This is a genomic window from Pseudarthrobacter sp. alpha12b (assembly GCF_054130495.1).
In genome coordinates this window covers 856,976-878,307 of sequence record NZ_CP196746.1, presented here as the reverse complement: position 1 = coordinate 878,307, position 21,332 = coordinate 856,976, and the positions used below count along the sequence as shown (strand labels likewise).

General features: G+C 60.8%; 22 protein-coding genes and 1 tRNA gene. 7 read left to right on the top strand and 16 right to left on the bottom strand.

Annotated features, from left to right (window positions below):
- Positions 1 to 140: 140 nt before the first annotated feature.
- The 6 genes from ACTAQI_RS03935 to ACTAQI_RS03910 form a co-directional block, all read right to left on the bottom strand.
- Complete coding sequence (locus ACTAQI_RS03935; protein WP_457949696.1) at positions 141 to 653, bottom strand: hypothetical protein; 513 nt, start codon at positions 651 to 653, stop codon at positions 141 to 143.
- The gene (locus tag ACTAQI_RS03930; RefSeq protein WP_457949694.1) at positions 640 to 2,268 is read right to left on the bottom strand and encodes a type IV secretory system conjugative DNA transfer family protein; all 1,629 of its coding nucleotides are present in this window, start codon (positions 2,266 to 2,268) and stop codon (positions 640 to 642) included. Before ACTAQI_RS03930 ends, ACTAQI_RS03935 begins: the two co-directional genes overlap by 14 nt.
- A gap of 191 nt (positions 2,269 to 2,459) precedes the next feature.
- Positions 2,460 to 3,905 (bottom strand): ATP-binding protein, encoded by a 1,446-nt coding sequence (locus ACTAQI_RS03925; RefSeq protein ID WP_457949692.1) that lies wholly within the window; start codon positions 3,903 to 3,905, stop codon positions 2,460 to 2,462.
- Positions 3,902 to 5,401 (bottom strand): SCO6880 family protein, encoded by a 1,500-nt coding sequence (locus tag ACTAQI_RS03920; protein ID WP_457949691.1) that lies wholly within the window; start codon positions 5,399 to 5,401, stop codon positions 3,902 to 3,904. The genes ACTAQI_RS03925 and ACTAQI_RS03920 overlap by 4 nt, the downstream gene beginning before the upstream one ends.
- Positions 5,394 to 6,710 carry a type IV secretion system protein gene (locus ACTAQI_RS03915; protein WP_457949690.1) on the bottom strand — a complete coding sequence of 439 codons (1,317 nt, stop codon included), beginning with the start codon at positions 6,708 to 6,710 and terminating at the stop codon, positions 5,394 to 5,396. Before ACTAQI_RS03915 ends, ACTAQI_RS03920 begins: the two co-directional genes overlap by 8 nt.
- A gap of 54 nt (positions 6,711 to 6,764) precedes the next feature.
- Positions 6,765 to 7,052, bottom strand: a complete 288-nt coding sequence (locus tag ACTAQI_RS03910; RefSeq protein WP_141181334.1) for a hypothetical protein — start codon at positions 7,050 to 7,052, stop codon at positions 6,765 to 6,767.
- 398 nt (positions 7,053 to 7,450) lie between these two features.
- On the opposite strand from ACTAQI_RS03910, the gene ACTAQI_RS03905 reads away from it, so the two are divergent.
- Positions 7,451 to 8,056: a hypothetical protein gene (locus tag ACTAQI_RS03905; RefSeq protein ID WP_457949689.1), complete on the top strand. Its 606-nt coding sequence runs from the start codon at positions 7,451 to 7,453 to the stop codon at positions 8,054 to 8,056.
- A gap of 184 nt (positions 8,057 to 8,240) precedes the next feature.
- Here the strand turns inward: ACTAQI_RS03905 and ACTAQI_RS03900 are convergent, their stop codons facing one another.
- The 3 genes from ACTAQI_RS03900 to ACTAQI_RS03890 all read right to left on the bottom strand — a co-directional run bounded on the left by ACTAQI_RS03900 (position 8,241) and on the right by ACTAQI_RS03890 (position 11,004).
- Positions 8,241 to 9,152 carry a C40 family peptidase gene (locus ACTAQI_RS03900; protein WP_457949688.1) on the bottom strand — a complete coding sequence of 304 codons (912 nt, stop codon included), beginning with the start codon at positions 9,150 to 9,152 and terminating at the stop codon, positions 8,241 to 8,243.
- A 209-nt stretch (positions 9,153 to 9,361) separates the two neighbouring features.
- Entirely contained in the window at positions 9,362 to 10,075 is a 714-nt protein-coding gene (locus ACTAQI_RS03895) for a hypothetical protein (RefSeq protein ID WP_457949687.1), read from the bottom strand.
- 29 nt (positions 10,076 to 10,104) lie between these two features.
- Positions 10,105 to 11,004, bottom strand: a complete 900-nt coding sequence (locus ACTAQI_RS03890) for a hypothetical protein (protein WP_457949686.1) — start codon at positions 11,002 to 11,004, stop codon at positions 10,105 to 10,107.
- 181 nt (positions 11,005 to 11,185) lie between these two features.
- On the opposite strand from ACTAQI_RS03890, the gene ACTAQI_RS03885 reads away from it, so the two are divergent.
- Positions 11,186 to 11,515 (top strand): ArsR/SmtB family transcription factor, encoded by a 330-nt coding sequence (locus ACTAQI_RS03885; protein WP_457949685.1) that lies wholly within the window; start codon positions 11,186 to 11,188, stop codon positions 11,513 to 11,515.
- Between the two features lie 11 nt (positions 11,516 to 11,526).
- Here ACTAQI_RS03885 and ACTAQI_RS03880 read toward each other — a convergent pair whose 3' ends face one another.
- Positions 11,527 to 12,147, bottom strand: coding sequence for a hypothetical protein (locus ACTAQI_RS03880; protein ID WP_457949684.1), 621 nt, complete (start codon positions 12,145 to 12,147; stop codon positions 11,527 to 11,529).
- A gap of 82 nt (positions 12,148 to 12,229) precedes the next feature.
- Here ACTAQI_RS03880 and ACTAQI_RS03875 point away from each other — a divergent pair, with 82 nt between their 5' ends.
- The 4 genes from ACTAQI_RS03875 (at position 12,230) to ACTAQI_RS03860 (ending at position 14,942) form a co-directional block, all read left to right on the top strand.
- A complete protein-coding gene (locus tag ACTAQI_RS03875) occupies positions 12,230 to 12,577 on the top strand; it encodes a winged helix-turn-helix domain-containing protein (RefSeq protein WP_457949683.1) in 348 nt (115 codons plus the stop codon).
- A 423-nt stretch (positions 12,578 to 13,000) separates the two neighbouring features.
- Positions 13,001 to 13,453 carry a hypothetical protein gene (locus ACTAQI_RS03870; protein WP_457949682.1) on the top strand — a complete coding sequence of 151 codons (453 nt, stop codon included), beginning with the start codon at positions 13,001 to 13,003 and terminating at the stop codon, positions 13,451 to 13,453.
- A gap of 361 nt (positions 13,454 to 13,814) precedes the next feature.
- Positions 13,815 to 14,093 carry a hypothetical protein gene (locus tag ACTAQI_RS03865; protein ID WP_457949681.1) on the top strand — a complete coding sequence of 93 codons (279 nt, stop codon included), beginning with the start codon at positions 13,815 to 13,817 and terminating at the stop codon, positions 14,091 to 14,093.
- Positions 14,094 to 14,534: 441 nt separating this feature from the next.
- Complete coding sequence (locus ACTAQI_RS03860; RefSeq protein WP_457949680.1) at positions 14,535 to 14,942, top strand: hypothetical protein; 408 nt, start codon at positions 14,535 to 14,537, stop codon at positions 14,940 to 14,942.
- A 1,026-nt stretch (positions 14,943 to 15,968) separates the two neighbouring features.
- Here the strand turns inward: ACTAQI_RS03860 and ACTAQI_RS03855 are convergent.
- The 5 genes from ACTAQI_RS03855 to ACTAQI_RS03835 all read right to left on the bottom strand — a co-directional run bounded on the left by ACTAQI_RS03855 (position 15,969) and on the right by ACTAQI_RS03835 (position 18,870).
- On the bottom strand, positions 15,969 to 16,181 hold the full coding sequence (locus ACTAQI_RS03855) for a hypothetical protein (RefSeq protein WP_457949679.1): 213 nt from the start codon (positions 16,179 to 16,181) through the stop codon (positions 15,969 to 15,971).
- Positions 16,182 to 16,323: 142 nt separating this feature from the next.
- Entirely contained in the window at positions 16,324 to 17,046 is a 723-nt protein-coding gene (locus ACTAQI_RS03850; protein ID WP_457949678.1) for an HNH endonuclease family protein, read from the bottom strand.
- Positions 17,047 to 17,223: 177 nt separating this feature from the next.
- Complete coding sequence (locus ACTAQI_RS03845) at positions 17,224 to 17,493, bottom strand: hypothetical protein (RefSeq protein ID WP_457949677.1); 270 nt, start codon at positions 17,491 to 17,493, stop codon at positions 17,224 to 17,226.
- A gap of 77 nt (positions 17,494 to 17,570) precedes the next feature.
- On the bottom strand, positions 17,571 to 18,701 hold the full coding sequence (locus ACTAQI_RS03840) for a tyrosine-type recombinase/integrase (RefSeq protein ID WP_457949676.1): 1,131 nt from the start codon (positions 18,699 to 18,701) through the stop codon (positions 17,571 to 17,573).
- 87 nt (positions 18,702 to 18,788) lie between these two features.
- Positions 18,789 to 18,870: transfer RNA gene (locus ACTAQI_RS03835), tRNA-Leu, on the bottom strand.
- 201 nt (positions 18,871 to 19,071) lie between these two features.
- On the opposite strand from ACTAQI_RS03835, the gene ACTAQI_RS03830 reads away from it, so the two are divergent.
- Complete coding sequence (locus ACTAQI_RS03830; protein WP_009358190.1) at positions 19,072 to 19,677, top strand: ANTAR domain-containing response regulator; 606 nt, start codon at positions 19,072 to 19,074, stop codon at positions 19,675 to 19,677.
- 130 nt (positions 19,678 to 19,807) lie between these two features.
- Here ACTAQI_RS03830 and pyk read toward each other — a convergent pair whose 3' ends face one another.
- Entirely contained in the window at positions 19,808 to 21,316 is a 1,509-nt protein-coding gene (gene pyk, locus ACTAQI_RS03825; protein ID WP_457949675.1) for a pyruvate kinase, read from the bottom strand.
- Positions 21,317 to 21,332: the final 16 nt, after the last annotated feature.

The window sequence follows — 21,332 nt, the reverse complement described above, 5'->3', positions numbered from 1 at the left end:
CCGGGGAGCCCTGGACAGACAAGTTGGTAAGGGGAACTTCAGGTGTAGCGGCCACGACAGCCACCCTTCATGCTTCTTCGGACCGCAGCATTGCTGCGCAGACACCCGTTCATGGCCAAGCCCTACAAGAGCGACATGACTTAGAAGTCAGCAATCAGCTGGTGAGCAGCCTTGCGCCACTCAACAAAGGCAGGATCATCATCAGCCAGGATTCGAGGCGCAGGCTCCTTGTGCGCCTGCAGCCCGACGCATCCCGCAGTCCGGGTGTGCATCCTCAGACGTTCGACGGCGTGCGGGAGCCGTTCATGAAAGGCGAGCGGGCCGAAGCCCGGGTCGTCTTGAGTGTAGGAGGCGAGCTCCGCGCGGTGCAGCGCGTACAGCTCAGCCACAATCTCAGGGTGGCGCCACCAGCAATCGGGAACGACCGACGTCGTCAGTTGGTATGTGGCCACAAGCCACCTCACCCAGGAGCTGAGGACACCCCAGACTTCCTGCGACTGTTCAGGCGTCATCTCCCGCCAACGGCGGGTGACGCTCTTGGAGGCGGAAGGCCCGCTAAAAGCAGACCGGAAGAGCTGAGCGGTGATTTCATCGTCCCCAAAGGAGTTGGCCGACTGGACGTCGAACCCGTCCGTCTCGTCATGGCTGCGCATCCGGCGCACCTTCCGTCTTCTGCAGGCGTTCCCTGTGTCCGTCGGCCAATACTCGCTCCATCTCGGCTTTCAGCCGGCGCAGCTCTCCTGCGTCCTTGCGCTTGTGCCACTCAAGAAGGTCCAGAAGGATCGGTCGAGTACGCCGACCCAGCATGAGCGCCGTTCCCGCGGGCAGCCGTCGTATTTCATCCAGAGCGATCACCGGGCTTTCCCGTATTTGCTCGCCGTCCTGCCTGCCTTGGGATGACCAGGACCTCGTGGTGAGGGTAAGACTGCGTTCACCCAGCAACCCTGCAAGGGAGCGCAGATCCTGCTCGTCGGACCCGCCCCCGAAAATTACCTTGATGATCGCCGAGTCCCAGATGGTCGACGCCTCTTCAATTGACCAACCTGACCGGGCCTGCGACAACGACTGCAAAACGACGAGCGTTGAGATCCCGATGCCGCCGCCATCGGACAGTGCCACAGGCAGCCCGGGCCAAGGGGCGAGGTTAGCAATCTCGTCCAGGATCATGGAAAGGGGCGGCTCCAGCCGGCCGCCCGGCGACACGAAGGCCATCTCGCGCGCTGCATTGTCTATGTCATCGATCAGTGCTGACAAGTAGGGCCCCGCGGCAGCCGCCCCAGCGCGGGTACCGATGAGATAAAGCGTTCCCCGGTCCCGGATGAACGCTTTTGGATCGAACTCCTCGGACTCATCCTGTGGATTGAGCGCGGCCAGGACTTTCGGCGAGGACAAAGGTGCTACCGCAGCAGAAACACCAATCCACGAGTTCGATGTGTTCCTTGGGTCATCCTCCAGTATCCCCATCAGGTCTGCCTGCCATCCCAGCGCAGCTCCCGGCCGGCCCAGCACCTCGAGAGCTTCCCGCGCCAATACAGGGCTCGATGACCAGCGACGGAAGGCCGTCACTCCTTCACCACACAAAGCTGCAGCGTGAAGCAGGCATTGAAGGACGATGAGCGAGCGCTTCTGCCAGGCAGCGTTCTCGCCTTTCATCTCAGTATCTGCAGTGATGACCAGCGCTCGCCGAGTGGCGATGTCAGGGTCCTCGCAGCCACGGACTGGCGACCAGCGAAGTGATGACGGAATCCCCGACATACCCTGTGGGTCAAAGACCGTCACGGGTCGCCCAGCGGTGGCCCTCGCCTTCATCGTCACTACCAGGTTGTCCGCACGCGTGGATGTCGTGACGACTGCCCCGGGCGCATCAAGAATGGCGTTGATGACGACGTACAAGCCCTTACCGGATCGCGGGGCACCCTGAATCACCATCGATTCCTCTGTGGAGACATGAACGGTGACGCCGCGGGAGCGGCCCAGCGTCCACGACACGTCCTGCACAGAAGGGTTTTCAAGGCCTGGTCTGGTGAACTTACCTCTTCGCCGCACAGCCCTGGCCCCGAAGTCGTGGAGGATCTCGGCACGGCGGGCAACGCCATCGCGGTTCAGGATGTCCTGCCGCAGCCAACCGCCGGACTGCTTCCACCTCCGCCATATAACGACGACACCTACGGCGAGCGAACCCACCAGAAGCAGCACCGGGACCAAGACCCACCAGACAGCGTCGATGCCGACCGAACAGCCGGAGCGTGGCGCCACTATCCAGTCCATCCGATTCGCCAGAAGTCCGACGGCGGCAACCGGGCTGAAGGGCGACGGCGGCGTAGTGCCACATCGCCAGGACACCACCACGTGCCCGGCAGCCTGGACGACCGCGCAGAGGCACACGTAGGCCGCCGAGCCAATGAGCGCAGCGGTGACCGACGCGTTGTCGCTTGCAGCCCGCGGGCTGCCCGGCCTCCTCACAGCATCCTGTCATCAGTGCCGAACACGGCAAGCTCATCAGTGGTCACGCGGTTAGCTACGATGAACGAGCGGTTCCCGACCTTCCAGAGCCCGACACCTTTCGGAAGGTTCTCAACGTGTTCACACTCCGCTTCGGTGAGGCCGAGCGCTTCCTTGGTCAGCCGCATTGCGTCGTGCTTTTGGCGGTAGATGATCCTGGTGTCAGCCTCAGTCAGCAGGCCCAGTGCCTTCTGCCGGTGTCCGCTGGTGCTGTCGCCGATCTCGTTGAGGTCCGCCACCTTGTGCATGATCAGCAGGTTCGCGATCCCGTAGGTTCTGGCAAGCCGCCACTGTTCGCTCATCTTCGCCAGCATGTAAGGGTCGGCGAGCATCCGCCATCCCTCGTCGTACACGACAAGCCGCTTTCCGCCGTCGGGGTTGGTGATGGCCGCTTCCAGCCAGGTGGCGCCGCAGGCGGCGGCCAGCGAGAGTGCCTGCTCTGAAGCCCCAATCAGGGCCGAGGTATCCATCACCATCATGGGAGCATCAGCATCGAAAGCGACGGTGGAAGGTGCATCGAACATCCCTTCCAGGTCACCGGAAACGGTCCGTCTCAGGGAATGACTGACAGCGGTTCCACCCTCTGCGCCGACCAGGGCCGTCATCTCTTTCGACGGTTTGAGCAGGTGGTCCAGGACCATGGGCAATGTGGGATTCGAATTCTCAGACATGGTCTCCATCAGCGCGATGTCCAATGCCGTATGTTCCACAGGGCGAAGGGGGGTGCCTTGGCGCATGAGGGAAACCAAGGCGACAAGGAGATACCTTCGACGCTGCCTCACCACTGCTTGCCACTGTGCTTCGGTGAGGGCGCTGGGGCGCGGGCCGGCGTCGAGAGGGTTGACTCTTGCGGGTCGGCCCGGGCCAACGCTGATGACCTTTCCACCTACAGCTTTTGCGACGGCGACCCACTCGCCTTTGGGATCCGAGGCAACAGCTGCCTTCCGCCCCAGCGTGATGGACCGTGCCACCAGGGACTTGCCGCACATCGATTTGCCGGTGCCGACGGTCCCGATAACAACAATGGAAGGGCCGCTGATGATGCCCTTGTCGTACAGGATCCAGGGGTCGTACGAGAAGGCACCGGATCCGAAGACGTCGGTGCCGATGTAGGTTCCTTCGTGACCCAGACCTGACTCGGTGAGGAAGGGGTACGCGGCGGCAAAGGTCATCGTTGAGGCGCGGTGCGGGGCAGGACGCATCCGGTGGGGTCCCCGCAGGGAGTACGGCTCCTTACTGCCCCAGTCCCCACCGAGACTGAAGGCCTCAAAATCGAACCGTCCCTTGGTGAGTGCTGAGTCCGTCCCCCTGGCCACGGACGGTGACGTCCGCCGTCGTGATTTCCCTTCCCTTCCCTTCTTCCCGGAAGGAAGGTACTCAACGCTCTTCACGGCCGGCTTCACCGCAATCCCCTCCCCAGCGGGAGTCCCCCGGCGACAAACGCCGCCCATTGCTGTCCATACAGAAGCCGCAGTTCCACGAACGCCCCCGCGGCAGCAGATTCCAGTTCCTGACGGTGCCGCGCCAGGTCCTCCAACGAGGTTGCTGTGACGGTCAGGTAGGCCGCCGGGCGAACGTCACCGTGGCCGGCTACGATCTCTTCCTCCCTTTGGGCCACTTCTTCTTCCTCGGCCTTTTGCTCACGGGTGAGCGGCCTGTCGAAGCGGGCATTGATGCGGCGACGGGTTTCGTGCGCCTCCTGCGCAGAGCGGATGTCCCGCAGTGCTTCAGCCGTCGGCACCGCCCGAACAACTTCAGTGAAGGTATGGCGGAACTCGCCGACGTAAATTAACGGATGCAGGAAACCTGGGAAGACCTTCTGTCGCGGCCATTCGGCAACCCAAAAGGTTTGGTGGAACCCGCTGTCGGTACGCAAATAGGTCCAATGTTCCTCGACGCCCATTGGGCCCTGCAGGTGACGGTGATCCATCTCGGCAGTGGCTGAACCCTCCAGCAGGGGGACGGTGGCGAACGACGATTTGATTGGAGGTAAAGAAGCAGGATCGAATGCTGCTCGTATGGTTCCCAGCAGCTCCGACTCGTCGAACCATTCCTCGACCTTCACACCGTGAGTGCCTAACGCCGTGCGCATGGCTTCGACTTCCAGCCGGAGAACGTGTTCAACACCGTTGAGCCCTCCACCGGACTCCTTGATCCGCCGTCGAGCCTTGCTTGTGTCCAGCACGACCGCGACGAGGAGTTCGTGGCTCATGGATGCCCCGGCTGCACCCAAGAGATCCTCATACGCGCGCTGTCCCCAGCCCACCGTCTCGTCCCTGTTCGCAGCGGGCAGCGTATTCTCGCGGTAGAAGTCCCACAGTGCAGACGACGGATAAGGCACTGTGTAATCCTGGATTGCGATCCGGGCTACGCTTTGCCGCTGGGCCATGCCGGCTTGAACACGCGACCACGCTTGAACGGCCCACGCCTTGTCGTCGGAATCCAACAACGCAAAGGACCTGGTACTGCAGCGCAGGATTGCGACCGCTTCCCCGCCATGGCGGTCAACAATGAAGCATTCGCCGTTGGCCGTCGTCCGGAGTTCCAAGTTGCCCAACCCGCCGGGGAGGGCAAGCCGGCCAGCAAGCTGCGGAGCTTGAGGCTTGGCAAGGAACCGTGTCTGATTTGCTGCTGCCCGGCAAAAGAACAAAGCGATCTGTTTCGCCCAGACCGGATACGGGATGCGGGAGTACTGCAGGATTCCGAGCAGTACAAGCCCGAGCCACATAGGCCCGGAGGTAAACAATCCGGCGGGGCCGTGACTCGCAGAAGCCACGACGGCGACCGCAACTCCCCCGCTCACGATCAGCAATTGATACCACTTGAGCCCTAGGAAGAAGCCGCGGCGTTCATATCTGGGGAACTTGACGGCTTCGAGGGCACGCGCGTCTTCAGACATCAGGGGTACCGCCCTTCGGGGGATCAATTCTTGGTGGCTGGGGTTTCGGAGGTTGCATTCTTGCTTGGCCGGCCGCGTCTCCCTTGCGCTGCGCTCGCGGTGCGGGCTCCACCAAAGGGGTCCGTCTTGCAGGCGTTGGCGGCCCCGCGTCTTGGCTTTGGGGTATTACAGTCACGAACCCCTGGTCCGCAGCTTGCAGGACGTCTTGGGATGTGGTCGGGGACGCTCCGTTTAGGGCTCGCTGCTCTCCGCCGGGTCTCGACGGGAACGCCGTGGTGGGCACAGTGGGAGCGGAAACTTGGCTCGGGAAGATGCTGGGTCGTGAGCTGATGGGCCTTGTCATTGCAGAGCGACTGATCAGGTTGGCGAGCGTGAGGCGGCCGCCCGCCTGGCGACTGATCTGGCGGGCTGCCACACTGCTGCTGCGGGACAGGATGTGGCCACCTCCGGCGGTCTGGGCTGCGGCGGCGAGTTCGCCTCCGGCGAAGCTGACGAGACGCATGGCCATTAGCGGCGCACCACAAGCCAAAGCCATGCCCACGGTTCCGGCTGCCAGTCCGGCGAAGGACTTCGAATCGGCGAAGAGCTTCACGGCGACCGCAAGGACTGTTCCGGCAAGGGGCTTGGCTATGACCAAAGCGATGACGACCTCACACCAGCGACGAGCCCACGACTTCGTCTTATCCCACGGCAGCAGCATGAGCGCCACGGGAGCGACGGCGGCCAGGACAACAAGGGCGAACGAGCGGAAGATCATCGAGCACATCAGAATGAATGCCAGTATCCAGACGACAACGACAGCCATCATGGTCACGATGACCGCGCCCGCCGGCCCTCCGGTGTTTCCAGGAGCAAGCGAGACCAGGTTCCATTCCCGGCCACTTCCCGCTGGCGCCCGCTCGAAGCCGAAGAGCCTCATGAACACCAGGTAGGGATCCGACCCGATGGATTGCAGCAGAGCAGCGGAGGCTAGGTCAGTCGCCCGCGTAAGCTGCCGGACGAGATATACGGCTGCACCAACCAGGGGAATAGCAACGGCCCCTCCAATCATGGCCCTTCCGACGCGTCTCGGTTGCTGGCTTATCAGCCCTGACAGGATCTGGAGGATCATCACGACGACGAGTGGTGTCAGCATCACGACCACCCACCAACTGGTCAGCCCCTGAATAGACAACCACTGGGATTCATCCACGTTCGTCACCGTGAACGCGCCGGTGATGAAGGCCCAAAGCCAGGACGCCATGTTCTGGAGGATGTTTGCAAACAGTGCCGTGACTGCACCGAGGGCGTCGTCGTTCGCCTGTGACACGAGGCCGCAGCCTGGTGGCCACCATCCATTGAGATCGCACTCAACGGGCATGACCTAGAACCCGAGGGGAAAAGCGGTCTGCGACCAGAGGATGTACCCGTTGATACCGCCGAGAATGGCAGCCACCGGTCCTGTCCACAGAAGGATCACTCCCCCACTTGAGGCAAGACGCGAGGACTGGCTCAGCTTGCCGGCCAGCAGCAAGGCGGCGCCAATGATCGCCACGATGGCGATGATGATGAAGGCGCCGACAAGTATGCCGCCGCCAATTTGTTTCAGTGATTCAAGGAAAGGGAAACTTGCGTTCGGGGTGATCCCCGGGTCCACCGCTGCAAAGTACATGGGTGCTCCGTCCGTCGTAATCCATGGAGTGAGCAGATGAGCTCACGGGTTCATGGAAACTTCCGGACGTAACGACATGACTTACGTTTTCAAGACGCGCATTGTTGAATCAACCGCATCGGCTTGGGTTCAGGAACTACTGGATGCCCTGAGGGAACCTTTAACTCGTTCACGAAAAAGGGCGCTAACAACGACCGGGGAGCGGGTCTCGCTCCAGGGGGTCATACCCCCTCCTTCAAGGCTAGCCAAAGCCGACTACAGTTGTGGCGACGAAATGAAGAGCCCTTGGGGCAAGGGCATTACTCGGGGGATCAGTGGGCGACTCAAGCAAGTTCTGGGAAATCATGGCAACCGTCATACCCGTAATCGCTTTGGCATTCGTCGTAGAGGTGCGGTACGTGAAGCTCCACAAGATGGGCCCGTTTCGCCGGCTTGTGACGGCATGGGCACATGCGATAACAATCGCGGTCTTGCTTTTCAGTGAGGTGGCTGCCCTTAACCGCCTGTCCGGGAGACCTCAGGCGGATTGGGCCGCCTACATCGCGCTCAACGGATCGGTAGCCGCATTGGGCGTTATTCTTTGGACTCCAGCCACACGGCTCCTGCTCATTGCTGTATATGGGACCAGCCCTCAGGTGTACTTCGAGTACTGGAAATTCTCCCGTCTTCGGGCAATCCATCGCCGTTTGCTCAGGAAGTCCGAGCGCCAGATCCAGGAGAACGAAAAGATCGGACGTGCCGCTGACCGGCTGATCATCAAGCGCGAAGCGCAAAGCAAGACGATGCCCGAGGTGGACCTGAGGACAATTTGGGCGAAGGAGTTTTTCGATGCTGGTACTGCTCAGTTGCGGAAAGTCAGGGCAGAGATACCGATTGAGAGGCTAAAGATCGAGCGCGATATCCGCAAGGCCAAGAAGCAGAGTCGGAAGTCTGAACAGGAGATGATCAAGGTTGCAGGCCGCTACTCAAAGAAGCTCAGCAGCGTCCTGGACAAGAACCTGTGAAGGGCAGTCTTACGACCCATGAGATATTGGACGGCCTCTTCTCTTGGAGCTAAGCCATTCGGTCCGGGCCGCCCCGTCATTTGCGTCGCTTCTATGTCCCACAAGTGGCTAAGCGTACGATGTCACGTCAAGACGTTGTAGGACACGGGCGCCGGCGGCCGTCGGCGGAAGAGTTTAAAGGTATTCAGCGCTCTAACAAGTTGTAGTAGGCCGTGCCAGAGTTCCAGCTGACTGGATGCAGCAACGTTCCTACCGCCGGGTTGAGTGCACTCCACATCATGCCGTCGCCGGCATAAATGCCGACGTGGCCCCAATTGTCGGGACCTTGTGGATTCTGAGCCACCAGATCTCCCGGCTGCGGGTGATCCGTTCGCGTGCCTACCCGCCACTGCTCTACTCTTGGCAGCTCAATGCCGGCCTGCCTGTAGATCCACTGAACATACCCAGAGCAGTCCCAAGCCTTGAAGGCCGTGCCGCCCCAGACATATTTGCCGCCGAGTCCCTCCTGCGTGAACCGCAAGATGTCCTGGCGCAGCTGGCTTGGGTTCCGCACCTGTCCGACATTTTGATTCCCTGCAGTAGGACCCAAACAAGATGCAGGAGCTGTGTCGGTTTCCAAGGCAGCAACAATTGCTGTCGCTGCCGGCTCCCACTGTGCATACAACTCCGGAAAAGCAGAAACCTGAACCGCCTGCGCAGCCCGCCCCTTATCCATGGCCTGCCACCCGGGGACATCCAACAGCCCATGTGGACTTCCATGGTTGGGACCTGTCGGTCCGCCGTAGAACGCGCGGGCATTGTATGAGGCGTCCATTAGCTCGGATACACTGCCCCACCCCGCAGCCGGGCGTTGTTGCGCCGACCCAATTGAGTCGTGGTCCGTCCCGATACCGTCATTGGGGAGGGTAAGGGAACCAGGCACTGCCGGGTTCGCAAGCATGCGAAGGCCCGATTCTTGAAGCGCCATCATGATTGCGATGATTTGTCCGGAACGCGGCACACCCAGTTGCTTCCCCACCGAAATGTAAGCCCGCGCCACGCCCTCTTGACGAGGCGTCAATACGTAGAGCAGCTTGCCAGCGTCGCGGACTTCCACGCCCCCAGTAGTTCCCGCGGTCACTGCACGACTGTCCGCGCTACCCGGAGTACAAGCAACAGCACGCTCTCCAGTCGCCTCGGCAAGTACAGCCACGACGCCAACAAAGGCCATCAGCCCGCCGAGTACGACGACAGCAACAACGGCGGTAACGATCTTAAGTAAAGCCCGTCGTCGTGCCACGACGGCAATCGCTGCCAGAGCCGGCATCAGTAGACGATCCGCTCGGCGGTCGCATAAAAACCAACCATGGCGCATCGATCAGCCGGAGCGGTGACCGCTGGCGGACAATTGACCATCACGGTAACTGGCGCTGCGTAAGCATTCTGGCCCGCGGTCGACTCGTCCACAACCTGGACGGTCACCGTGCACACGTGAAGGCCCTCCCAAGGGGCCGGGTACTCCTTGACCTTAGCCAGTTCGCGGTCGCAACGGACGGCTTCAGCGGTACCGGTTCGCCGTGCAGACTGTCCAGTCAGGACAGTGAAGCTCCCTGCGGTCACGCCAGTCCCCTCGAACTCCCGCACCAGTGCGGACAATGGATTGGACCCATCAGGGAGAAGCGCCCACCAGGACCGCACCCGCGCATACACGTCGGAATACGACGACGAGCGACTGTCCCAGGTGTAGATTCCCTGCGCCGCCGCCAAAGCAAGTGACCGGTAATCCCTTGTGCTCGGCAGCTTGCCATCCGTTGCGGCGGTCGATGATTCCTCAATGATCGGAGCTGCGGTGGATTGGACGTGAAGTGGCGCTGAAGCCGATGGCGTCCCCGCTGCTGGCACCGTTGCTGGCGTCAACGGCGCCGCTTCCCTACCAGAGCGATCAGACGGCCAAAGCAGGAAGAGTGCGCCGCCTGTAAGCAATGCAACGATCCCCACAGCGAACCAACGTTGACGGCCAAACTCTCGAATCGAATTCATCGCCCAGCTCCGATGACGACAATCATGGCCTACACCGCGGGCCTGTTCGCTTCGTGCTGGAGGACACGCCAAGCGGCACGATACAACTGCCGGGCAAAGCCGATATTCACGGCGATGTATCTCTCGGTCACGCCCAGCTCACCCGCCAGGGCCGCCATTTGCGTGGATCGGTCGGGTCCCCGCAATCCGGGACGCACAATGGAGGCAGCAACTCGCCGAAGCACAGCGGTGGGAAGGCAGTCGGCGGCCATTTGGCAAAGGTCATCAAGGTCGATCTGAGGGTTGGGACGGCAGTTCAATGCCGTGCTAATTGTCTGGGCGGTCTGCCGGACGACCGTTACGGCGTGCCACCGACGCCGGTCCTGGGGAGTCGGAGGTCCATAGTGGCGCGGCCCGACAAGACTGGACACAGCAAGCCTCCATGTTTCCTCAGTCACGTTCCGGTGGACCAGATCCAGCATCGCCTGCGCCCACGCCTGGTCGACACAGCCTTCGGTGCTGCCCAAAAGCGAGCCAGCATCGATGACGGCGAGAACCTCGGGCGAGGTATCCGTGGTCGTGAAATCTATGAGCAATGGCAAAGTCCGGTGACTTAGTTCTCGACGGATGTGCGCAGCACAGATCTTGTTGCAGACACCCTGAACCCAGGCCTCAAATGGAATTCCGGGAAGTTCTCGGTATTTTCCCTTTGCTACTCCGTCCCAGACAGCGACGCGGATGTCCTGCATGACGTCGTCAACATCGCAGGATCGTCCGATTCGTCCCAGACGGGAAATGACGTAGCGGTTCACGCCATCCACGGCGACCAGAATCCGGTCGATTGGGACGACGGGCTCCCCCGCTTGAGGAGCGCCTCGCAATGAGACATCCACTCCGGCGGGAGTCGTGGGGTGACTCTTGACTTGATGCGCCTCGGATTCAATTTCCATGGCTTCACCGCTTTGATGTTCAGATCGAGTATGGGCGGCGCCGTGCAGGCGGCTCCGGTGCGTGGATTCGTAGATCCAACAACGATCAGCAGAAGCTATGGAATTTATTGTCAAAGATACTTAAAGTATCGTCAAGAGTGCTGTTCTTACTTTTTCGGATTTCTTCGGGAAGAATGGCGCTATGCCGAGAATTACGCAACCGCACGACGCAGCCTGGTCGGCCGACGTCGAGGCTGCCGTCGCAACTTTCGGCAACAGATCGCGCAACGAGATCCTCCGATTTCTTACCGCCAGCGGGCCTGCAACCCGCGGCGACATAGTCGCGGCTGTCAGCGCAGGCGACCCCAGCGTGGCCAAACATCTCGCAGCACTGGAGGAAGCGGGTGTGGTGATGGTCGACGTCGAGCCCGGGCGCAGGCACGGACGGTCACCTCGGTACTCCGCGAACCCTGCCCGGATCAAGGAACTGCTTGACGCCCACCTAAAGTACTTGCTGGAGGAACAGCAGTAGCCGAAAGGCCATTAGCCTGACTGCTCGGGCGACTGTGACGGTTCGGACTGCGATGACGCCGCTGCACGCTCGCCCTCCGGCCGCCGGCTGATGTCCCTGTTCAGGTACTCCGTGATAGCTCGCAGTGTCTCCGGCGATACGTCCCCAAGGGTTCGGGTCGCAAAAGTCTTCACCCTCGCAGCCCGCAGGGACCGGACGAATTCCAGCTGCGAATCGATGCGCTGGGGCAACTCCCCAGAATTCGAGTCCAAGAGATACGCAGGATCCACGCCGAAAATTTCGGATAATGCGCGCAGTAAGGAGGGGTCGCTAACCAATCGCCCGTTCCCGTCCTTCATGTAGAACCAGCGTGCCCTGGAGAGCTTGATTCCTCTGGCCGCAAGCTTCTCATGAACCTCGCGGAACGTAATAGCCTGCCCTCGTTCTGCCACGGCGACGTCGAGAAGCAGGTTTAGGCGCCGGGCCAGCTCAGCCTGAGGAGACAAGGCAGTACCAGAAGGGCGTTCGTCATCGCCGGACACCGTCCACCTCCCTTCCACAGCGATACCGCTTTGAGACTTCACATGATGCTCAGTATTCCGTTGCTCGACCTCTTGTGCAACGAGTGCCTTCAACGTCTTCCCCGGGCTCACTTAGGGGCGTATTGTTCTGCTGTAGACCCGTCTACAGCACATTCCTCAGAAGTGAGTTTTCATCATCAGGGTTATGGTCTCCATGGCGAACATCATGATGCATCGGACGCGAAGCCAGATCATTCGCTTCTTGATTGCCCATGGGCCGGCAACGTGCAACGACGTGGCTGCCGCTCTGGATGTTCCTTCGTCTTTGCTACACAAACACCTAACGCTGCTTCGCGAAGCGGGCATCCTGACACTTGCGTCAGAACGGTATGAGGCCGAGGTTGAGGAGATCCAAAGGCAGCACGCGCGCTTTGCAGCTGAGCTTCAGCCTCTGAGCACGGACGGCAAGAATGTCGCCGCAGAGGTCTCTCACCATTCGATGTCGCCGTCCACTCCCAAAATTGATCCGCACATCGTTTTGCCTCGAGGTCGAGCGCTCTAGAGGGAGTTTCTGCTCATCGCTCGTCAAGTAGCACGGGGACGTCGTACCCTGCTTGTGCGAACTTCTCCTCCGCCGAAATGGTGTTCGCCTCTAGCGGCAGGACTCCATTCCCCAGGGCGAGATGGTGTCGACTGACTGACGTGGTTTTCAACGTCGTGGCCAAGCGAAAGAATTTGGGGTAACTTGCCGCAGCCGATGGACATGCGTGCTGAAGCGCTCCATGAGATCCTGCAGGTAGGAAACAGCCGGAATCACGAACCCACTAGTACTCTATCGAGACTCCAGGCCAGGCACTCAGCGCGCCGCGGTCACTTCGAGTAACGCAGTGTTGCTCTTTAAGCAGATCCCATTATCACCGGCTGACGTGGAAAATTACAGTGGTGTAATTCAATTTGCTTCACACGGGCCTATATCTTTGGGACCATGGACTTCTGGATACCACTCCTGGGTAGCGCCCTCGGCGGCGCGCTGATCACCAGCACATTCGGACTCATAAAGATCCGTCAAGACAAATCCCTCGAACATGCACGTTGGCTCCGCAACGAGAAGGTAGAGACATACAGCAACTACCTAGAAACGGTCAGGCTTGGGGATCTGATGCTTGAACAAGTCTTAACCGGAGCGTCCACTCGCGAAGACGCCCTGGAATTCAAAGACCATATTGGAGGATTTCGACTTCGGCTCATAAGTCCAGAAACTGTGCGACAGGCGACCAAGCTCCACAGAGACAGCCGAAACGCATTCACCGAATTTTTGGGTGAAAGTCCTCTAGGCCTGTCCAAAAATCCTGAATTCCACGCGGCGTCCGAAGCCCTGTACGAAGCCCGGCTTCACCTTGCGGAAGTGATGGCGCAAGATCTGAGGCTCACCCTCTAGGTCTGTCCCGTGACGTCCAAGCCCCCGGCCTGATTCGCACAGCGCCTAGAGCAAAACCGGCGTGGCATCGAATCCGCTTTTCCAAACCTCGACCCGCACGCCAGGCACAAGCCATTGAACCGCAACCGCCGCCGCAAAGGCTGCCGCACCGGACGCGAACGCAGGACCCAGCCGGTTACGACGTCGAACCGCCCCAAAGCAGCTTCCCGCAATCAGCACATGGCATGTCCGCACAGCGAGCCACCGTAGCGGTAAAACTTTCCAGAAAATCGGAGGGAGAGAGACCGGAACACCCCGAGGTCCTTCAGTTGCCTCCGTGGACAAAAACCCGATGTCGGAGCCTCTAGCTAGGATGGCGGGCATGTACCTCCAAGTGACCCCGGAGTTGGCCGGTCTCCTCGCTCAAGTCTTTCCGACGCTGTTGATTGCTTTGTTGCTTGAAGGCAAGTTCCTGCACGAGCGGCACTGGCATCCGGTCTGGATGCGCATAGCCTATGGCTTGCGCGTGTTCGCGCTCTGGTCGGCCGTCATCACGACGTTCATGTGTCTGCTGATTGCCTCGAACAAACAAGAGATGCTGTTCGTTGACATCTTTGCTACAGCTGCGCTGTGGGCCTTGCTTGTGAACTTTTCCTTTTAGATTGGCCACGTCACGGGTCCTGAGAGCCCCAGCCGCCGAAGCGCCTCCCCGGATATCGCACCAGGCCTTCCGGCATCCCCCTCGGACAGCAGCCCACGAAGCTAAACCCAGGGCTTCCATGCTTCGCAGTCGTCGGGTTCGGCCCAGTCTTCCGGCCAGCCAGCACGGATGAGTGGGATCATGGTCTGTTCGCTGTTCAGATGGAGCGGGCCTGTCAGTGATGACTGGACGATCATGGACAGGCAGGCCGGCTCAGATACCAGCGTGTACCGGGTGCCGCCCGGTACTTCCGCGACGAGTACCCCGTATTCAGGAGCGCCGTAGGTTATTCCCCAGCGCCCCCTCTTCCGCGGTGATGGTCAGATGTGCGCGGGCCGTTAGTTGCTGGGTCATTCCGTTGCGCCTTCCGTTGTTTCGTTGGCTCGTGGTTAGACTTCGGGCATGGTTGAAACTGGGGGAACTGCAGGACCGCGTAGGAAGCTCGGGGCGCTTGCATGGTTCAGTATCGCTTTGGTTGTTCTGATCCTTGGACAGGTTGCTAGCTGCTCCATTCAGATGGCGAGAGATTCCGCGACGGATTCGAAGAACCAGCCGTTGAGCATTAGTGACGCGGACGCCATCAAGAAGTGTGAGGCTGCGGTCACCAAGAACACCAAGAATTCGGGCTCGGTTTATTTCAACGGGACACCTTCCATAACCAAGCAGGAAACGTTCTGGCTTGTGAAGGGCCAGGTTTCCAGCCGCCAGGGCGTCGATGTGACGGAGCCCTACGACTGCCAGGTGATCAAGTTTGACGACGGCACAGTAGGAGCTATCGAAACGACAGTCGGGCGTAAGAGCAGCAAGTAGGAACGTTGCCCGGGGTTTCTGGCTTCGTGGACGACGGCGCCACTCATGACGCCCTTTCCAATTTTTCCCGCTCTCGAATGGCCGCCCGCCGACACCCAGGACATTTACCATCCGGCGAACCGTCTTGCTCCGTGAACCCGGCCCCGCAGCAGGTCCACGGACAGCAACAGGGCCAACAGGAACCGGCGCACCCCTCGTCTACTCCGCATCCTGCTCAGGCGCCATTCTTGAACTTTGCTGGGGATAACTTCTTCCTATCCCAGGCCTGTCCCTTTCGGTTTCACTTTCGCTCTGCGGATCGCTTACCGACCGGGTTTCTTGCCCAGTGTTTATATGGGCCGCAGCGCCAGGTCTGACTGGTGCCGGCGGAAAACCTCCGGTTGCACCGTCGCTTTGCGGTTTCCTAACCAATTCGGTTTTCTGTTCCCTGGGCTTGCCCTTGGGGCAGCCGCCCTTGCCGCCATTTTCGCGGTCGGCTTCCTGTTGTCGGATCACGGCCTCACGGTCCCGCTGATACTGGGCGTGATGACGGACGACGTGGCTATCGCCAAGGTCTAGCCAGAATCCTGCATCCAGTAGTTCCTGGACGGCTTCCGGCGTCTTGGCGAACGTCCGCAGATCATCCTTGGGGATGACGCAGTCAAGCAGCTTGCGATTAGACCAGACAAGGCCTTAAGTGTGGAGGCGGAACGCAGCATCTGAAAGCGGCCTACTGTCATCGTTGTAGCCGTCACTGAACTTAGACCAGGTCAATTCAGCCACCGGCCTTACGACGGCAGACCGGGCCGAGCTTGGAGGAAACGCTGCGAGCGTTGCACAGCGGGGCTTTGCACCGGGCGCAGCGGCAGCAGAGGCTTAGGCCGAAAGCCGCGGCCGCGGCCGACTTCCTCACGATCGCCACGGTGATTTCACTTGGGTTGGCGCGGCTTCTCAGTACCGGGGCCACGTCGACCATAGACTGGTCTTGCTCGCCCCGAGCGTTTGGAATCCCTGAGTCCCCCAACTCGGGGATTCCTTCTTTGGCCCTCATGACCGGCCGCCGCGGCTAGGGCGCAGCAGCAACGTGATGGTGTCCAGTTGCTGGTTGGTCAGGAGCGGTGCCTCACTGACAACACGTTCGACGTACTGGGCGATATCGCCGGCGGCGAGATCGCATTTTGCCTGAGCGATGGCTTGGGCGTCACCGCGGCGCGCTGCTACACCGACTGCGGTGCGGGCTTTGAAAACGTCCCTAGACAAGAAAAACTCCCTGGACATGTCGCCTACCTTCAGCGGCACTCTAAAGATTTAAGTGACGGAATCGGCGATCGCAAATGTCCGGAGCGGCCCCCTGCGATGTGGAGCCGACGAAACAGGCCGTCCAAAGATGGACGTACATCCTCTATTCACAGCCCTCGAGGATGCCGGCAATAGAATCATGCTCCGCCTGTGTGACCCAAAGACTGTACTTGGCCTTGACGAAAGTTTGGCGGGCGACATACTCGCACCTGAAGGCTTTGTTCGGCGGTAGCCACGTCGCCGCGTCACTATCGCCCTTGGCCCCGTTGGTCGGCCCGTCCGCAGCCATGAGGTTCAGCGGGTCGTTGGCGAGCTCCTTACGCCGCTCGTCGCTGAGCTGCTGTGCACCCTTCTGCCAAGCATCACTTAGGGGCACGACATGGTCGATCTGGACCTTTGAGCTCGTGTCCTGGCCACGGACGAAGGTGATCGTTGTGCCGGTGTATTTGTCGGCCAAGGTGCCGCTGTCAACTACGCAGTTGTTGGTGCCAGCTTTGAAAGTCTTGTCGATTAGATCCCGGGCAAGAATGTCATTGCGGGTATCGCAACCGTTGTGGTCAACGTCCGCCCAAGCTGGCCCGAACACATCGCGGGTATAGCCTGTCTTGGGAGCCCGACCTTTCACCGGGATGGTCTCCAGTTGGACGAGGGCCCTTGCGGCGTCACCGGCCGCGTCAGGATCTGCCGTCTCTCGCCCAGGAATCCCTGGAGCAGATTGGACGGCTTCGAAGGCATGGGCTGTAACCTCACAACCTAATAATGACGCAGCCACCATCAAGGCAGTGGCGGCGGTCAGAACTTTGGCGGGCGAGCAGGTAGTCTTCATGTCCTCTGGGTCATAGGGGTCATAGGGGTCATAGGGGTCATTCCACGCTAGCTTCGACCCGCGCCTGGCGCGGGTAACCATCTCCGTGGTGCCTGCCACAGACTATGGCCCGACCTCATCCTGGAGCATTCCCACTGGGAACTGTGCGCCTCCCAGGCCAGAACCGGTCGCGCTTTCTCAGTTGACCGTAGCCAGCCTGACTTTGGAGCGGGTACCGATCAACCGTTCCTTTGACACGGGCAAACTGGCAGAAAGCGAACCAGTGCTGCCGGGAAGTATCTCGCTTAGCTTGGCAATTTCGAGGATGTGCTCGGAGGTGAAGATGATCTTTCCTTTGCCCCAGCACGCGTGGGGGAAGCGTCCGCTGGTTGCGCCGTCCCGAAGCCATGACTCGGTGCAGCGCATGAGAGCGGCAGCTTCGGCCGGTTCAAAAAACTCAATATCCACGGAAACCTCCGACAGAATAAGGACCTGTTTCCATGTTCATGCCAGCAGAAAGACCCTCCGACATGACCTGAGGCGGGTCACCTCTGGAAGGCAGTGACCGAGCGCTCCGTGGCATCAGCACCAGCCTGCAGCGCCTCCGGCATCAAGTGCCCGTAAACCTGTTCCGTTGTCCTTGTGGACGCATGTCCCAGTCGGCGCGAGATGGTAAACAATGGCACGCCGTCCTGAATTAGCCATGATGCGTGAGTGTGGCGGAGGTCGTGGATCCGAGGGTCTTTAGTTAGCCCGTTCCCCTGGGCCGTTCGAACGGCTGGGACCCAGTAGTGGTGCCAGTACAGCTTATGAATGATTCGCTCACCCTTGGGCGTGGTGAACACAAGTTCCTTTCCAGGCCGGCTCGCGACGAGCGGTATCAGCAGCTCCACCAAGGCAGGGTTGAGTCCTATGGTGCGCTTACCGGCACCCGTCTTCGTCGCCCCGATGTAGAACTGATTCTGGCCGTCCCGCTTCCACGCCTTGTTGATCCGGGCGGTAGGCGGTTTGGAGAGAAGGTCCACGTCCGCCACGGTCAGCGCGGTGGCTTCGCCAAAGCGGGTGCCAGTCATGACAAGGAAGTTGGTGAAAGCCTTGTACCGCTCCCCCATACCCTCCATGATGAGGCTGAACTCGGCGTGGGTCAGGAACATTGCCTCGTCCTCGGCTTTTTCAATGCCGGGAAGCTGGACGCCGCGGCACGGGTTCCGCGTGATGTAGCCGAGCATCTCCGCGGTATTCATGGCTGCCGAAATCAGGCCGTGCACGTTATGGATGGTCTTCGGCGCCTTGCCCTTGGCCATCATCGACTTCACCCAGTGTGCGATCAGACGGTAATCCAGCTTGTCCACCGGTACATGGCCGATGACGTTCCGGATATGAAGGTCCAGCATGGTCTGGTACGTCTTTGTGGTTCCGCTTGAGGGGCGGATCAGCAGGTCGATGTGCTCCTGGATGACTTCGGCCACAGTAGGCGTGCGTTTCTCATTCGACAGAATGGCATGCTGGGCGATCTCGAAGGACTGGCCGTTGGCGTCAAGAAGCCTCTTCAGGGTCTCGGCTTCGACGATCGTGGCAACTGTCAGGCCCTGCTGCTCGCGGCTCTTCGGGTCCCGCCACAACACCATGTAGGACGATGCGCCGTCCTTTTTGGTGCGTTTACGAATACTTGCCACATCAAAAACGGTACGCCGCTGTCAACACTTTGGGGGTTTTTGTCAACACACAAAGTGGTAAGTGCCGCTTGACCTGCGGAAACACTGTGCCCGAGGTGGGACTCGAACCCACACACCTTTCGATACCGCATTTTGAGTGCGGCGCGTCTGCCAATTCCGCCACTCGGGCGCGGATTACACGAAGCGAAAGTACGCCCACAGCTGACTGTGAGCAACGCGATCGCTTCACGTACGCGGAATTACTCTACATGCAGATAGGCTGAATTCCAGAATCGCGCCGCCGTCGCCGCAAACGAACCCTGCAAGCCAAGTACAGCCGCGGTGGCACCTAAGATAGTGATGTCCCGCCGTACCTTTTCAAGGAGATCCCGTGACTGAACAGACGGAGTCCAAGCCCACGTCCCAGCCGGCGCGCCGCGTCATTGTGGCAGAGGATGAAACCCTCATCCGCCTCGACATCATCGAGATCCTTCGCGGCGAAGGCTACGACGTTGTTGGCGAGGCGGACAACGGCGAGAAAGCCGTCCAGCTTGCCGAGGAACTGAAGCCGGACCTGGTCCTGATGGATGTGAAGATGCCCGTCATGGACGGCATCTCCGCGGCCGAGAAGATTGTCAAGGCCCGCATCGCCCCCGTGGTGCTGCTGACCGCCTTCAGCCAGAAGGAGCTCGTGGAGCGCGCCCGCGACGCCGGCGCCATGGCCTATGTGGTCAAGCCGTTCACGCCCGCAGACCTCATCCCGGCGCTGGAAATCGCACTCTCCCGCCACGAGGAAATCAAGGCCCTCGAGAGCGAAGTTTCGGATCTGCAGGAGCAGTTCGCCACCCGCAAGCTCGTGGAACGCGCCAAGAGCCTGCTGACCACCAAGATGGGCCTGACGGAGCCTGAAGCCTTCCGCTGGATCCAGAAGACCTCCATGGACCGTCGCCTCAGCATGCGCGAGGTCGCCGAAACCATCATCAACCAGGTCAACTAGCCCGCTGGCCGGGCCCGGGGAAGCACGACGACGGGCCCAGCCATGGGCGGGCAGGTCTCCGGACCAGCCAAGCCACCACAGCGAAAAGGACCCCTGCCAAACGGCAGGGGTCCTTTGCTGTGTCTGAAGACTAGGCCTGGGGGGCCTGGTTCTTCTTCTTCTTTTCCGGCCAGGGGCCGAGCTTCTCGCGGTTGCTGCCGGGCTCGCCGCCCTGGCTGCCGGCATCGGCGAGGTCGCCCACCTTGTGGACCTTCAGCATGTTCGTGGAGCCGGCTTTTCCGGGAGGGGAACCGGCAGCAATAACCACCAGGTCGCCGTCGTCCACGAGGTCCATTTCCAGCAGGCTGCGGTCAACCTGGGAGGTCATCTCGTCGGTGTGCCCCACCATGGGCACCAGCACCGGCTGGATGCCCCACGTCAGCGCAAGCTGGTTCCACACATGCTCCACCGGGGTGAATGCGAAGACAGCCTTGATGGGCCGCAGGCGGGAGAGGCGCCGGGCGGAGTCGCCGGACTGGGTGAAGGTACAGATGTACTTCGCATCCAGCTGGTCGGCAATTTCGACGGCGGCACGGGTGATGGCACCGCCGCGGGTCCTGGGCTTCGTTCCCAGCGGGGGGACGCGTTCCAGGCCATGGACTTCGGTGGACTCGATGATCCGGGCCATGACCTTCACGGTTTCGATCGGGTACTTGCCCACGCTGGTCTCACCGGACAGCATGACGGCGTCAGCACCGTCCAGGACGGCGTTGGCGCAGTCGGAAGCCTCTGCACGGGTGGGGCGCGGGTTGTCGATCATTGACTCGAGGACCTGGGTGGCAACGATGACCGGCTTGGCCCAGCGGCGGGCCAGCTCAATGGCGCGCTTCTGGACGATTGGCACTTCCTCCAGCGGCAGTTCCACGCCGAGGTCGCCACGGGCCACCATGATGGCATCGAACGCGTCGATGATCTCGGGCAGCTGCTCAACGGCCTGCGGCTTTTCGATCTTGGCGATGACCGGCACACGGCGGCCTTCTTCATCCATGATCTCGTGCACGCGGCTGATGTCCGACGCGTCCCGCACGAAGGACAGAGCCACCAGGTCTACGCCGCGGCGCATGGCCCAGCGCAGGTCATCCTCGTCCTTTTCGCTCAGGGCCGGGACGTTGACTGCCACGCCCGGAAGGTTGATGCCCTTGTTGTTGGACACCATGCCGCCGACGGTCACCTCGGCGACCACCTTGACGTCGTCCACTTCGATGGCACGCAGCGCCACCTTGCCGTCGTCGATCAGCAGGGCATCGCCCACCTTGACGTCCTCGGTAAGGCTCTTCAGCGTGGTGGAGCAGATGTCCTTGGTGCCGGGAACATCCTCGGTGGTGATGGTGAAGATGTCACCCACGGCCAGGGCGTGCGGACCGTCAACGAAGCGGCCCAGGCGGATCTTGGGGCCCTGCAGGTCAGCCATGATGGCAACTGCCTTGCCAAGGTCGGACGCTGCCTTGCGGACGTTCTCGTAGGTGTTGTCATGCACGGTGTAGTCACCGTGGCTCATGTTCATGCGGGCCACGTCTACGCCGGCCTCCAGCACAGCCAAGGTGTTTTCGTAGCTGGCAATTGCCGGGCCAAACGTAGCCACAATTTTTGCGCGTCTCATATACCTACCCTATTGG

Coding starts and splice junctions, on each gene's coding strand:
- ACTAQI_RS03935 (WP_457949696.1), bottom strand. CDS start 653: ATGCGCAGCCATGACGAGACGGACGGGTTCGACGTCCAGTCGGCCAAC.
- ACTAQI_RS03930 (WP_457949694.1), bottom strand. CDS start 2,268: ATGGACTGGATAGTGGCGCCACGCTCCGGCTGTTCGGTCGGCATCGAC.
- ACTAQI_RS03920 (WP_457949691.1), bottom strand. CDS start 5,401: ATGTCTGAAGACGCGCGTGCCCTCGAAGCCGTCAAGTTCCCCAGATAT.
- ACTAQI_RS03910 (WP_141181334.1), bottom strand. CDS start 7,052: ATGTACTTTGCAGCGGTGGACCCGGGGATCACCCCGAACGCAAGTTTC.
- ACTAQI_RS03895 (WP_457949687.1), bottom strand. CDS start 10,075: ATGAATTCGATTCGAGAGTTTGGCCGTCAACGTTGGTTCGCTGTGGGG.
- ACTAQI_RS03890 (WP_457949686.1), bottom strand. CDS start 11,004: ATGGAAATTGAATCCGAGGCGCATCAAGTCAAGAGTCACCCCACGACT.
- ACTAQI_RS03885 (WP_457949685.1), top strand. CDS start 11,186: ATGCCGAGAATTACGCAACCGCACGACGCAGCCTGGTCGGCCGACGTC.
- ACTAQI_RS03875 (WP_457949683.1), top strand. CDS start 12,230: ATGGCGAACATCATGATGCATCGGACGCGAAGCCAGATCATTCGCTTC.
- ACTAQI_RS03870 (WP_457949682.1), top strand. CDS start 13,001: ATGGACTTCTGGATACCACTCCTGGGTAGCGCCCTCGGCGGCGCGCTG.
- ACTAQI_RS03865 (WP_457949681.1), top strand. CDS start 13,815: ATGTACCTCCAAGTGACCCCGGAGTTGGCCGGTCTCCTCGCTCAAGTC.
- ACTAQI_RS03860 (WP_457949680.1), top strand. CDS start 14,535: ATGGTTGAAACTGGGGGAACTGCAGGACCGCGTAGGAAGCTCGGGGCG.
- ACTAQI_RS03850 (WP_457949678.1), bottom strand. CDS start 17,046: ATGAAGACTACCTGCTCGCCCGCCAAAGTTCTGACCGCCGCCACTGCC.
- pyk (WP_457949675.1), bottom strand. CDS start 21,316: ATGAGACGCGCAAAAATTGTGGCTACGTTTGGCCCGGCAATTGCCAGC.